Genomic DNA, 13,651 nt, shown 5'->3' with positions numbered 1-13,651 from the left:
TGCACATGCGTACCGAACAACCGCAAGTGATCTACCTCAAGGATTACCAGGCGCCGGAGTACCTGATCGACGAGACGCACCTGACCTTCGAGCTGTTCGAGGACCACACGCTGGTTCACGCGCAACTGGTCATGCGCCGCAACCCGGCACGCGGTGCCGGCCTGCCGCCACTGGAACTCGATGGCCAGCAGCTGGAACTGCTGCGCGCCTCGCTGGATGACCAGGAACTGCAGCCAGGCGACTACCGGCTCGACGCCGACAGCCTGACCGTGCAGCCCAAGGCCGAGCGCTTCACCCTCGACACCAGCGTCAAGATCCACCCGGAAAGCAACACCGCCCTGGAAGGCCTGTACAAGTCGGGCAAGATGTTCTGCACCCAGTGCGAGGCCGAGGGCTTCCGCAAGATCACCTACTACCTCGACCGCCCGGACGTGATGAGCACCTTCACCACCACGGTCATCGCCGAGCAGCATCGCTACCCGGTCTTGCTGTCGAACGGCAACCCGATCGGCAGCGGGCCGGCCGAAGATGGCCGCCACTGGGCGACCTGGGAAGACCCGTTCATGAAGCCGGCCTACCTGTTCGCCCTGGTGGCCGGTGACCTGTGGTGCGTTGAAGACAGCTTCACCCGCCAGTCCGGCCGTGAGGTGACCCTGCGCATCTACGTCGAGCCCGAGAACATCGACAAGTGCGACCACGCCATGGTCAGCCTGAAAAAGTCCATGCGCTGGGACGAAGAAGTCTATGGCCGCGAGTACGACCTGGACATCTTCATGATTGTTGCGGTCAATGACTTCAACATGGGCGCCATGGAAAACAAGGGCCTGAACATCTTCAACTCCAGCTGTGTGCTGGCCCGCGCCGAAACCGCTACCGATGCTGCGCACCAGCGCGTCGAAGGGGTGGTCGCCCACGAGTACTTCCACAACTGGTCGGGCAACCGTGTCACCTGCCGTGACTGGTTCCAGCTGTCGCTGAAGGAAGGCTTCACGGTATTCCGCGATGCCGAGTTCAGTGCCGACATGAACTCGCGCACGGTCAAGCGCATCGAAGACGTCGCCTACCTGCGCACCCACCAGTTCGCCGAAGACGCGGGCCCCATGGCCCACCCGGTGCGCCCGGAAAGCTTCATCGAAATCTCCAACTTCTACACCCTGACCGTCTACGAGAAGGGCGCCGAAGTGGTGCGCATGGTCCGTACCCTGTTGGGTAGCGAAGGCTTCCGTAAAGGCAGCGACCTGTACTTTGAACGTCACGATGGCCAGGCGGTAACCACCGACGACTTCATCAAGGCCATGGAAGACGCCAACGGCGTCGATTTTACCCAGTTCAAGCGCTGGTACAGCCAGGCGGGCACCCCACGCCTGGAGGTCAGCGAGGCGTATGACGCCGCCGCGCAGACCTACAGCCTGACGTTCCGCCAGAGCTGCCCGCAGACCCCGGACAAGGCCGAGAAACTACCGTTCGTGATCCCGGTGGAGCTGGGCCTGCTTGATGCCGATGGCAACGACCTGCCGCTGCAACTGGCTGGCGAAGACGCTGCTCAAGGAACCAGCCGCGTGCTGTCGGTAACCGAAGCCGAGCAAACCTTCACCTTCCAGGGCATCCAGGCCAAGCCGCTGCCGTCGCTGCTGCGTGGCTTCAGCGCCCCGGTGAAGCTGAGCTTCCCGTATGACCGCGACCAGCTGATGTTCCTGATGCAGCACGACAGCGACGGCTTCAACCGCTGGGAAGCGGGCCAGCAGCTGTCGGTGCAGGTACTGCAGGAACTGATCGGCCAGCATCAACGCGGCGAAGCCCTGAAGCTCGACCAGCGCCTGATCACCGCCCTGGGCACTGTGCTGGGCAATGTATCGCTGGACCCTGCCATGGTGGCCGAAATGCTCTCGCTGCCAGGGGAGGCGTACCTTACCGAGATCAGCCAGGTGGCCGACGTGGACGCCATCCACGCCGCCCGCGAGTTCGCACGCCAGCAGATCGCCGAACACCTGTTCGACGCCCTGTGGGCGCGTTACCAGGCCAACCGTGAAGTGTCGCGCAGCACTGCCTATGTGGCCTCGGCCGAGCACTTTGCCCGCCGCAGCCTGCAGAACATCGCCCTGTCGTACCTGATGCAGAGTGGCAAGCAACAGGTGCTGGACGCGACCCTGGAGCAGTTCGAGCACTGCGACAACATGACCGAGCGCCTTACCGCGCTGGCGGTACTGGTCAACTCGCCGTTCGAGGCCGAGCGCGCCAAAGCGCTGGCGGCGTTTGCCGAGCACTTCAAGGACAACCCGCTGGTCATGGACCAATGGTTCAGCGTGCAGGCGGCCAGCACGCTGCCGGGCGGGCTGGCGCGGGTCAAGGCGTTGATGCAGCACCCGGCCTTCACCCTGAAGAACCCGAACAAGGTGCGTGCGCTGATCGGTGCCTTTGCCGGGCAGAACCTGGTCAACTTCCATGCTGCCGATGGCTCCGGGTATCGCTTCCTGGCGGACCTGGTGATCGAGCTGAACGCGCTGAATCCGCAGATTGCCTCGCGGCAACTGGCGCCGCTGACACGCTGGCGCAAGTATGACGATGCGCGTCAGGCGCTGATGAAGGGTGAGCTGGAGCGCATTCTGGCTTCGGGTGAGTTGTCCAGTGATGTGTATGAGGTTGTGAGCAAGAGTCTGGCGTAATTCTTGTGAATTGGGGCTGCTTTGCAGCCCTTCGCGGGTGAACCCGCTCCTACAGGGGGATGTAACCTTTGTCGGGCGGGTTTACCCGCGAAGGGCCGCCCAGCGGCCCCGGCTTTCCCCGGCCGACAACAAAACATAACACCCCGCCCGTTGTACTCCCGCAAACATCCCCGCTACGATCTCCTCAAGCTATTGCAGGCCTCTAGATCAGGCTTTTTGCAAAGCCTGCAATGCATTGACCCACCAACAAGAACACAACAAGGGGGCAGTCATGAGGGAACAGTTACGTACGCCAGCCAGGCGTGGTGCCTGGCCATGGGCAGCCAGCGCGATGCTGGCACTGGCATTGGGGGTGTGGGCCGACAGCGCCCAGGCCGCAGCAGCCGACCAATACTCCACCGAATCGGCCAAGGCCAGCCAAAGCCTGTTGATCGACGCCACCCATGCCGGCAAGCGCCTGGTGGTGGTGGGTGATCGCGGCCACATTCTGTTCTCCGACGACCAGGGCAGTACCTGGACCCAGGCTCGGGTACCCACCCGGCAATTGCTCACTGCCGTGTTTTTCCTCGACGACAAGCGTGGCTGGGCCGTCGGCCATGACGCGCAGATCCTCGCCAGCACCGACGGCGGCGCCACCTGGAGCAAGCAGTTCGAAGACCTCGCCCGTGAAGCACCCTTGCTCGATGTCACCTTCCTCGACGCCCAGCACGGCTTTGCCGTGGGGGCCTATGGTGCCTTGCTGGAAACCACCGATGGTGGGCAGCACTGGCAGGATGTGGCCGAGCGGCTGGACAACCCGGACCAGCTGCACCTGAACGGTATCGCCCAAGTGCGCGATGCCGGCCTGTTCATCGTGGGTGAGCAGGGCGGCATGTTCCGCTCCACCGACAACGGCCAGACCTGGGCCAAGGTCCAGGGCCCCTACGAGGGCTCGCTGTTCGGCGTGATCGGCACCGCCAGGCCGCAGACCCTGCTGGCCTACGGCCTTCGCGGCAACCTGTTCCGCTCCAGCGACTTCGGTGACAGCTGGCAGCCGATCGAACTCAAGGCCGCGCGCGGTACCCTGGAGTTCGGCCTGGCAGGCGCTACGCTTGTCGATGATGGCACCCTGGTGCTGGTCGGCAATGGTGGCAGCGTGCTGCGCAGCACGGACGACGGCCAGACCTTCAGCGTGTACAACCGCGCCGACCGCCTGGCCCTGGCCGGCGTCAGTGGCCTGGCCAACGGCGGCCTGCTGCTGGTGGGGCAGGGTGGTGTGCACCTGGCCAGCGCCGAAGGGGCTGATCAGCCTGCTCCGGAGGTGCGCCCATGACCAGCAGGGAGAGCATTACCATGCACCCGCATCACCAGGATAAAGCCACGCTGCTCGAACGCCTGATCTTCAACAACCGCCCAGTGGTCATCGCCGTGTGCGTGCTGGTCAGCATTTTCCTGTTCTGGCAGGCCACGCAGATTCGCCCGTCCACCAGCTTCGAGAAGATGATCCCGCTGCAGCACCCGTTCATCGAGCAGATGATGGAGCACCGCAACGACCTGGCCAACCTCGGCAACACCGTGCGCATCTCGGTGGAGGCGGTGAACGGTGACATCTTCGACAAGGACTACATGGAGACCCTGCGTCAGATCCATGACGAAGTGTTTTACATCCCCGGTGTCGACCGGGCCGGGCTGAAGTCACTGTGGAGCCCCAGCGTGCGCTGGAGCGAGGTCACCGAAGAGGGTTTTTCCGGTGGCGAGGTCATCCCTAACACCTACAACGGGTCGCAGGAAAGCCTCGATACCCTGCGCGACAACGTGCTCAAGTCAGGCCAGGTGGGGCGCCTGGTAGGCAATAACTTCAAGTCCAGCATCGTCGACGTGCCGCTGCTGGAGAGCTACCCCGACCCGCAGGACCCGGGCAAACAGGTGAAGCTGGACTATCAGCAGTTCTCTCACCTGCTGGAAGAGAAGGTCCGTGACAAGTTTCAGGCGCAGAACCCCAATGTAAAAATCCACATCGTCGGCTTTGCCAAGAAGGTCGGTGACCTGATCGATGGCCTGGTGATGGTGGCGATGTTCTTCGGCGTCGCCCTGGTGATCACCTTGGTGTTGTTGTACTGGTTCACCTGGTGCATCCGCAGCACTGTCGCCGTGCTCATCACCACGCTGGTGGCGGTGGTCTGGCAACTGGGGCTGATGCATGCGGTAGGCTTTGGCCTGGACCCATACTCGATGCTGGTGCCGTTCCTGATCTTCGCCATCGGCATTTCCCACGGGGTGCAGAAGATCAACGGCATCGCCCTGCAGTCGAGTGATGCCGACAACGCCCTTACCGCTGCCCGGCGCACATTCCGTCAGTTGTTCCTGCCGGGAATGATCGCCATCCTTGCCGACGCAGTGGGCTTCATTACCCTGCTGATCATCGACATCGGGGTGATTCGCGAACTGGCCATCGGCGCCTCCATCGGTGTGGCGGTGATCGTGTTCACCAACCTGATCCTGTTGCCGGTGGCCATCTCCTATGTCGGCATCAGCAAGAAGGCTATCGAGCGCAGCAAGAAAGACGCGACCTGCGAGCACCCGTTCTGGCGCCTGTTGTCGAACTTCGCCAGTGCCAAGGTGGCGCCGGTGTCGGTGGTGCTGGCGCTGCTCGCCTTCGCCGGTGGCCTGTGGTACAGCCAGAACCTGAAGATCGGCGACCTCGACCAGGGCGCACCGGAGCTGCGCCCCGACTCGCGCTACAACCAGGACAACAACTTCATCATCAGCAACTACTCGACCAGTTCCGATGTGCTGGTGATCATGGTCAAGACGCCGTCGGAGAAGTGCTCGGTCCATTCGACCATGGCGCCGATCGACGAGCTGATGTGGACCATGGAAAACACCCCAGGCGTGCAGTCGGCGATTTCCCTGGTCACCGTTTCCAAGCAGGTGATCAAGGGCATGAACGAGGGCAGCCTGAAATGGGAAACCCTGTCGCGTAACCCGGACATCCTCAACAACTCCATCGCCCGGGCCGACGGCCTTTACAACGGCGACTGCTCATTGGCACCCGTGCTGGTGTTCCTCAATGACCATAAGGCTGAAACGCTGGAGCGCGTCACCGCCGTGGCCAAGGCATTTGCCGACAGCCATGACAAGGAAGGCCTGCAGTTCCTGCTGGCGGCGGGCAACGCCGGTATCGAGGCAGCGACCAACGAAGTGATCAAGTCGGCCGAGCTGACCATCCTGATCCTGGTGTACATCTGCGTGGCCGTGATGTGCCTGATCACCTTCCGCTCGTTCGCCGCCACGCTGTGCATCGTGCTGCCCCTGGTGCTGACCTCGGTGCTGGGCAACGCGTTGATGGCCTACATGGGTATCGGGGTGAAAGTGGCGACCTTGCCGGTGGTGGCGTTGGGGGTGGGCATTGGCGTGGACTATGGCATCTATATCTACAGCCGCCTGGAAAGCTTCCTGCGTGCCGGTTTGCCGTTGCAGGAGGCGTATTACCAGACCCTGCGCTCGACCGGCAAGGCGGTGCTGTTCACCGGGCTGTGCCTGGCCATTGGCGTATGCACCTGGATCTTCTCGGCGATCAAGTTCCAGGCGGACATGGGCCTGATGCTGACCTTCATGCTGCTTTGGAACATGTTTGGTGCGCTGTGGCTGCTACCGGCATTGGCGCGGTTCCTGATCAAGCCTGAGAAGATGGTGGGCAAGGAGGGTGGGTCGATCTTCGCCCATTGATTGGAGGGGGCCGCATTGCGGCCCCCCGGTTATACTGCCAGCTCATTTCAGATGGGTACCCCTATGTCCCCCCTCGCTACCGCCCTGCAGTCCTGCGATATGCTTTTGATCGACGGCCTGCACGCCTTCGATTTCACCGTTGATGAAGCCGGCCTCACTGTCGAATGCATGGACGGCCGCCAATTGCGTCGCTGGTCGTTCACCCCTGAGCAAATCGCTGCCGCCATCGCCACCGGAGACGAGTGGCAACTCGACGATGCCAACGGCGCGCATCGGCTAGTCTGTATGAGTGCCTTTCGCGCCCCGGATGATGACCAAGATGAACCGGACCTGGACGACCCTGCTGACCGCTAGCCTGATGAGCCTGACTATCCACGCCCACGCCTCGACGTTGCTGGTGGGCAGCTACACCGATGGCGCCAGCCAGGGTATCTACCGCTACCTGTTCGATGACAAGGCCGGCCGCATCGAGCCCACACCGCAACAAGTGGTCAAGAGTGTCAATCCTTCCTGGCTTGTGCTGTCGGCCGACCAGCGCCAGCTGTTCGTGGTCAATGAAACCCCGGGTGGCCATGCCAGCAGTTTCAGCGTCAGCACCAAGGGCGAAATCAAGCCGCTCAACCAGGTGGCCACCCAAGGTGACGAACCGACTCACGCCAGCCTCAGTCGTGACCAGCGTTATCTGTTCGTGGCCAACTACGCGGTCACGCCTGACCCCGGCGGCAGCCTGGTGGTAATCCCGGTGGCCAGGGACGGCAAGCTCAAGGCCGTGGTGCAACAGGCCCGGCACAAGGCGAGCGGGGTCAACCCTGAGCGTCAGGCCGGTGCCCATGTGCATGCACTGGTGCTGTCGCCCGATGGCCAGCATGTCTATGCCTGCGATTTGGGCGCAGACAAGGTATTCATCTACCGCTACGACGGCGCCAGTGTGGACAAACCGTTGAGCCCGGCAATCCCGGCCTCGGTGGCCTTGCCGCCAGGCAGTGGGCCCCGTCACCTGCTGTTCGACGCCAAGGGCCAGCACGCCTACCTGACGTTGGAAATGAGTGGCGAAGTGGTGATGTTCGACGTCGAGGACGCTGCTTTGCTTGAGCGTCAACGCCTGCCGCTGACCGAGCAGCAGGATGCAGCGGCCAAGGCGGCGGGAGGCCTGCACCTGTCGGCGGACGGCCGTTTCCTGTACGTGAGTAACCGTGGCACGGCGAATGAAATCCTGGTGTTTGCGGTTGGCAAGAATGACGGCCAGTTGACGTTCGTGCAGCGCCGCTCCGTGGAAGGCGACCACCCCCGCGAGTTTGCCCTGGACCCTAGCGGCAATTTCCTGCTGGTGGCCAACCAGAAGAGCAACCAGATCGTGGTCATGCGCCGTGATCTCTTGACTGGCGAGTTGGGGGAGACCGTGCAGACCATGGCGCAGGACGCGCCTTCGGACCTGAAGTTCATCGATTGAGGGGTTGGGAGGGTTCGCCCATAGGCGAACTGGCCAGACACACACTGCAAGAAGTGGATTTATCCGCGAAAGGGCCGGTCCTGCTGGCCAATTTTCACCCGCCGTTCACTGTTGCCGCCGCCACCGTATTCGCGGGTAAACCCGCTCCTACACACAGATCGGTGATGGACACAGGCCGTCGTAGGAGCGGGTTTACCCGCGAAGCAGGCGACGCGTTGCATGGCACCGGCTGCGCCGGTGTTCGCGGGTGAACCCGTGCCTACGGCCCCCATTTGTAGCCAAGTGTCTGTTCAGCGAATCATGATCGCTTTGAACAGCTCCGAAGCCAGCCACCCCTCCAGCCAGCGCCGCACGCGCGGATAAGCCGCCTCGGCGAACCACTGCGGTTCCACTCCGGCAAACTGGCGCATCAGGGGCAGCAACGCGGCATCGGCCATGCTCGGGTGGTCGGCCAGCAGGTAAGCCCGCCCCGCCAGCAAGCCTTCGAGCTCCGCCAGCCAGACCTCGGCCTGCTGGCGGTAATGCTCGCGGGAATGCTCCGGGTAACGTTCAGCATACTTGTACAGGTTCACGTGCGCCTTGAACGTGGTGTCATTGCGCGCAATCAGCGTTTCAGCCTGCTGCGCAGCCGCAGGGTTGGCCTGTAGCCGCCAGTCCTGCGGGTCGTTCTGCGTCAGCGCCCAGCGCATGATGTCCAGGCTCTCTTCCAGTACCTCGGCACCGGTGTCCAGCACCGGTACCGTGCCCTTGGGCGACAAGGCCAGCAACTCTGCCGGCTTGTTCTTCATCGCCACTTCGCAGATCTCCACCTCGCAGCCGGCATAGCGCAGGGCCAGGCGCGCACGCATGGCCCACGGGCAGCGGCGGAACGAGTAGAGGATCACCCGCACACCTCCACGTCACTGAGGCCATTACCCTGGCGCCGCACCTGGATCTGCACCGGGATGCGCTCGTGCATTTCCTGTACGTGGGAAATCACCGCCACTTTGCGACCCTGGGCTTGCAAGCCGTCGAGGGCGTCCATTGCCAGTTGCAGCGACTCGGGGTCGAGGCTGCCGAAGCCTTCGTCGATGAACAGCGACTCGATACGCAAGGTGCTGGACGCCATCGACGCCAGGCCCAGGGCCAGGGCCAGCGACACCAGGAAGGTTTCCCCGCCCGACAACGAGTGCACCGAACGCAGCTCGTCGCCCATCTCGGTGTCCAGCACCAGCAGGCCAAGGGCGCTGCCGCCGCGCTTGAGGCGGTAGCGACGGGCCAGCTGACGTAGCTGGGCGTTGGCGTGGTGCAGCAGCAGGTCAAGGTTGTAGCCTTGGGCGATCTTGCGGAACACATCACCGGAGGCCGAACCGATCAGGGCATTGAGGCGGGCCCAGCGTTGCCACTGCTGGTGGGCCTGTTCGATTTCTGCCGCCAGCGCTTGGTGGGCCTGCTGGCGGCGCTGGTCGTCGGCCTGTTGTGCACGCAATTCGGCGCATTGCTGCTCGTGGTTTGCCAGGCGTTCGCGCAGTTCGGCCAAGGCTTGCTCCAGGGCTTGGACCGTGGTGTCCACGGTCATCTGTGCAGCGTGGTGCTGCAGGCGCTGTTCGCGCTCCTGCAGCAGGACGCGGCCCTGCTCGATGGCTTTTTCCGCGCCTTGCAAACGCTGGCGCAATTCATTGACTTGCGCGTCATCCATGGCCAGCAGGCGATCGAGGCCGGCATCGTCCAGTTCAGGATGCTCGCTGCGCCACTGGGCGATCTGGGCCTGCAACTGTTGGCATTCGGCATCCAGTGCCTGTTGTTGCTGGGTATTGGCCTTGAGCTCGCTGGCCAGTTGCACGCCTTGGGTGCGCAGATCTTGCAGGCGCTGGGCGGTGTCGGCATCGAGGGCGCGGGCTTGTTCCAGCGTGGCTTCCATATGCTGCTGCCAGGCTTCGGCACTGGCATGTTCGCCAAGCAGCTCGCCGAGCGACGCCTGGGCCTGCTGGCGCTGTTCGTCGAGGGCAGCGAGCTTGTGTTGCAACTGCTGCAGGCCTTGCACGCGCGCCTGTTGCTGATCGCGCAGTTTGTCCAGCTGGGCTTGCCGGGCTTGCTGTTCTTCCTGTTCGTCCTTGCGCTGTTCCAGTTGCTGCAGGCGCTGGGCAATCTGTTGGTCGAGGGCGAGGAAGGCATTGGCCGGGTCGTCGTTGAGGGCCTTGAGCGCTTCCTCTGGTAGTACGCCGGCCAGGTCGTTCAGGCCTTGCTGCAACAGCTGCTCGTCGTTGGCCAGGGCCTGGTGCTGTTGCTCCAGGTGGCGCTGGGCCTGTTGTTGGGCGTCGTGGGCAGCCTGCAATTGCTGGTTGAGGCGGGCCGCGTCCCGTTGCAGGGCGAGCAGGGCGCTCTGGCGTTTCTCGTCCTGGCTGATTTCTTCATCCAGGCGACGCAGCTGGCTGTCGAGCCAGGCGCTACGGGCCTTGTCGTCCTGCGGGGCGAGGGCTGGCCACAGGCTGTGTGCCTGTACCTGAGCCACCAGCGGTTGCAACTGTTCGCCCAGTTGCTGCTGCTGTTGCTGGAAGTCCTTGAGCTGGGCATTGACCACACCCAGCTGGGTACGCAGCTCCACCAGCTTGCTGTTGAGCGTTTCGACCTGCTTCTGCGCGGCGTGCTCTTCGGCCTGGTCATGGCGGCCAAGGCTCTGCAGCAGCGCTTCTGGCTGATGGAACGGGTGTTCGGCGCTGCCACAGACCGGGCAGGGTTCGCCGTCACGCAGTTGGTTACGCAGTTCTTCGACGCTGGTGTTGCGTGCCAGGCGTTGGCGTTCCAGCAGTTGACGGGTGAGCATCAACGCCTGTTCGGCGGCCTCCAGCTCGGCCTTGGCGGCAGTGCCTTCGGTAATCAGTTGCTGGCGTTGCAGCATGGCCTGCTGCTGGCGTTCGCGCAGGGCATCCAGCTGCTGACGCAGCTCCTGTTCACGGCCGTGCAGGCGTGACATTTCCTCTACGGCGCGCTGCTGTTTGCGGTTGTCCTGCAGCATGCCGCCGAGCAGGTCGATCTGCTCGGCCAGGGCCTGGGGTTCGGCCTTGGCTTCACGGAACAACAGGTCGTAGGCGTCGCGCTCGGCCTGCAAGTGCGCATTGGCCTGGCTGGCCTGGGCCTGCAAGCCGGGTAGCTCTTCTCGGCCCTTGGTCAGGCGGCCACCGATCAGCATCACCTGTTTCAATTGCGGCAGGTAGGCGTGCCAGGCATTGGCCAGGCCCGCCAGGTGCTGGCTGTCGGCAAGCGCGGTGTCGATCAGCGCCAGTTGTTGCACGCTGCGCTGCTGGTTGTCTTCCAGCTGCTGCAGTTGCTGCTGGCCGTCAGCGACCTGCTGTTGCGCCTGCTGGTTGATGCTGCGCTGGGCGGCCAGCTCCTGGTCCAGGCGTGCCAGCGTATCCTGGGCGGCAAAGGCCTGGCGCAGGCGCGGCGCGTTCTCGCCGTGCTCGGCCTGGCGGTCGGCAAGCGCTTGGCGCGCAGTGTCCAGCGCCTGTTCGAGTTCGCGGGTGCGCACCTGCAGTTCGGCTTGCTGCTGTTGCTGTTCGGTAATTTTCGCGGCCACTGGCGCCAGCTGTGCGCTCAGGTCCTGTCGGCGGTGGAACTGGTGACGCTGTGGGGCCAGGCGCTCCAGGCGTGCCAGGTCCAGGCGTGGTTCGGCCAGCTGTTGCCAGTCCAGTTCGGCGGCCTGCAGCGTGGTGCTGGCTTCGGTGTATTGGGCCTGTAGCTGGCGTTGTTCATTCAGCCAGTTGCGTTGCTGCTCCAGCTGGCGCTCGCCGGCCTGGTCGGCCTTGAACTGCTGTTGCGCCTGCTCCAGGCGCTGGTCGAGCTCGGCACGGGCCTCGGCAGCCATCGGCAGCAGATGGCTGGCGCGTTCTTTCAAGGCGTTGTGTGCCTCGCCGGCTTCGCGCGCCTTGCTGAAGGCACGCTGGCCCAGACGGGTGTAGATCGCGGTGTTGGTGAGCTTTTCCAGCAACTCGCTGCGGTCTTTGTCGTCGGCCTTGAGAAACGCGCCGAACTCGCTCTGGGCCAGCATCACCGCACGGGTGAACTGCTCGAAGTTCAGGCCCAGGCGGGCTTCGACCAGTTGCTTGTATTCGTTCTTGCCACTGCCGAGCACTTGCTCGCTGTCGAGGTCGTAGAAGCTCTGACGGCTGTGTTGCAGTTTGCCGTTGGCCTTGTCGCGGGCGCGGTTGGCTTCCCAGCGGGCGCGGTAGCGACGGCCGTCGATGCCGACGAAATCGACCTCGGCAAAACCGCTGCCGGTGCCACGGCGCAGCAGGTTGCGCGGGTCGGAGGTGGGGATGTCGCCGTCGGCATCCGGAACCTTGGCCTCACGGCCAATGGCATTGAGGCGTGGCACGGTGCCGAACAGCGCCAGGCACAGGGCGTCAAGCAGGGTGCTCTTGCCGGCACCGGTAGGCCCGGTGATGGCGAACAGGCCAGCGCTGGCCAAGGGTTCTGCGGTGAAATCGATGTCGATCGGGCCGGCCAGCGATGCCAGGTTCTTCAGGCGGATGGCGAGAATCTTCATGGCTGTTCCTCTTCCTGCTGCACGTCCTGCAACAGCAGGGCGAAGTCGGCCAGCGCCTGCTCGTCGGCGGGGTTGCCATAGGCTTGCTCCCAGGCGCGGCTGAACAGGTCTTGCGGGGTCATCTGGGCCAGTTCGACAAAGGCCAGGTCGTCGTCTTCGGCGTTGTTGCGACCGGCGTACTCGGCGCTGATGCGGATCAGCCGTACCGCCTTGCCTTCAAGCGCGGTTTCAATCTGCTGGCGCAGGTCGGGTTGCGGCTCGTCGAGCATCACCCGCACCTCCAGCCAGGGCTGGCGGTTGGGGTCTTCAAGCAGGTCGATCACTGGCAGGTCGGCCAGTTGCTGCAACAGCTCGCCCAGCGGTGCCGGGCCCACCCGTTGCAGGGCCACGGCGCGTGGTACGGGGCGTGGCTCGACGCTGACCAGGCCGTTGCCGTCCAACTCCACTTCCAGGACCTGGTGCGGGTAGTTGATTTCGGCGAACGACAGCGGGATTGGCGAGCCGCTGTAGCGGATGCGCTCTTCGCGGTTGACCTTCTGCGGCTTGTGCAGATGGCCCAGGGCGACGTAGCTGATAGCCTTGTCGAACAGCTTGGCCGGCAGCGCCTCGGCGTTGCCGATGATCAGGCTGCGTTCGGAGTCTTCCGACACCGCGCCACCGGCCATGTGCGCGTGGCTGATGGCGATCAGCGCCTGGTCTTTCTTGCGTTTCTTCAGTGCGGCGGCGATCAGTTGCTGGTGCACCTGGGTGATGCCTTGCAGGTAGTCGTCACCCAGCTGCGGGCCGGTCACTTCGGCCGGGCGCAGGAACGGCAGGGCCAGGCACCAGGCGGCCACCTTGCCACGGCCGTTGGTCAGCGGAATCAACAGGCGTTCGGCATCCAGCTGGCCCTCGTCCAGCCAGTGCACACGGCCCAACGCATGGGTGCGCAGGCGGCGCATGAGTGCGGCCGGCAGCTCGATGCGCGAACCGGAGTCGTGGTTGCCGGCGATCATCACGATGTCCAGCTTGGGTTGTTGCTCGTGGGCCTGGACGATGAAGTCGTAGAGGCGTTCCTGGGCTTTGACGGGCGGGTTGACGGTGTCGAAGATGTCGCCCGCAATCAGCAGCGCATCCGGCTGGCGCAGGCGCAGCTGGCCGAGCAGCCAGTCGAGGAAGCAGGCGTGTTCGAAGTCGCGTTCCTGGCCGTGCAGGCTTTGGCCCAGGTGCCAGTCGGAGGTATGAAACAGACGCATGGATGACCTGTTGGTGTCGAGTCGGGCAAGCAGGGAAAGGGCGGTATGGTAACCCAAGCGGGATTCGGGG

General features: G+C 63.9%; 8 protein-coding genes. 5 read left to right on the top strand and 3 right to left on the bottom strand.

From position 1 onward, the window contains the following. Nucleotides 1-5: 5 nt before the first annotated feature. The 5 genes from pepN (at nucleotide 6) to AC3RCM_RS19620 (ending at nucleotide 7,821) form a co-directional block, all read left to right on the top strand. The gene (gene pepN, locus AC3RCM_RS19640) at nucleotides 6-2,663 is read left to right on the top strand and encodes an aminopeptidase N (RefSeq protein WP_492629088.1); all 2,658 of its coding nucleotides are present in this window, start codon (nucleotides 6-8) and stop codon (nucleotides 2,661-2,663) included. A gap of 271 nt (nucleotides 2,664-2,934) precedes the next feature. Continuing rightward, nucleotides 2,935-3,975, top strand: a complete 1,041-nt coding sequence (locus AC3RCM_RS19635; RefSeq protein WP_409263773.1) for a WD40/YVTN/BNR-like repeat-containing protein — start codon at nucleotides 2,935-2,937, stop codon at nucleotides 3,973-3,975. A gap of 20 nt (nucleotides 3,976-3,995) precedes the next feature. Then, the gene (locus AC3RCM_RS19630; protein WP_492629699.1) at nucleotides 3,996-6,371 is read left to right on the top strand and encodes an efflux RND transporter permease subunit; all 2,376 of its coding nucleotides are present in this window, start codon (nucleotides 3,996-3,998) and stop codon (nucleotides 6,369-6,371) included. A gap of 63 nt (nucleotides 6,372-6,434) precedes the next feature. Further along, entirely contained in the window at nucleotides 6,435-6,725 is a 291-nt protein-coding gene (locus AC3RCM_RS19625; protein WP_020415640.1) for a DUF5629 family protein, read from the top strand. After that, nucleotides 6,691-7,821, top strand: coding sequence for a lactonase family protein (locus AC3RCM_RS19620; protein ID WP_256599681.1), 1,131 nt, complete (start codon nucleotides 6,691-6,693; stop codon nucleotides 7,819-7,821). Before AC3RCM_RS19625 ends, AC3RCM_RS19620 begins: the two co-directional genes overlap by 35 nt. Nucleotides 7,822-8,111: 290 nt before the next feature. On the opposite strand, the gene AC3RCM_RS19615 is transcribed toward AC3RCM_RS19620, so the two are convergent. Genes AC3RCM_RS19615 through AC3RCM_RS19605 form a run of 3 tightly spaced genes read right to left on the bottom strand, consistent with a single transcriptional unit; the run spans nucleotide 8,112 to nucleotide 13,581 of the window. Next, nucleotides 8,112-8,705, bottom strand: a complete 594-nt coding sequence (locus AC3RCM_RS19615) for a glutathione S-transferase (protein WP_064492362.1) — start codon at nucleotides 8,703-8,705, stop codon at nucleotides 8,112-8,114. Continuing rightward, nucleotides 8,702-12,346 carry an AAA family ATPase gene (locus tag AC3RCM_RS19610; RefSeq protein WP_492629087.1) on the bottom strand — a complete coding sequence of 1,215 codons (3,645 nt, stop codon included), beginning with the start codon at nucleotides 12,344-12,346 and terminating at the stop codon, nucleotides 8,702-8,704. Before AC3RCM_RS19610 ends, AC3RCM_RS19615 begins: the two co-directional genes overlap by 4 nt. Beyond that, the gene (locus AC3RCM_RS19605; RefSeq protein ID WP_012053234.1) at nucleotides 12,343-13,581 is read right to left on the bottom strand and encodes an exonuclease SbcCD subunit D C-terminal domain-containing protein; all 1,239 of its coding nucleotides are present in this window, start codon (nucleotides 13,579-13,581) and stop codon (nucleotides 12,343-12,345) included. The genes AC3RCM_RS19610 and AC3RCM_RS19605 overlap by 4 nt, the downstream gene beginning before the upstream one ends. Between the last annotated feature and the right edge of the window lie 70 nt (nucleotides 13,582-13,651).

This window comes from Pseudomonas sp. GW823-FHT05G12 (genome assembly GCF_058795575.1).
The sequence above is the reverse complement of the archived record's forward strand: the minus strand, read 5'-3'. Positions and strand labels throughout refer to the sequence as shown.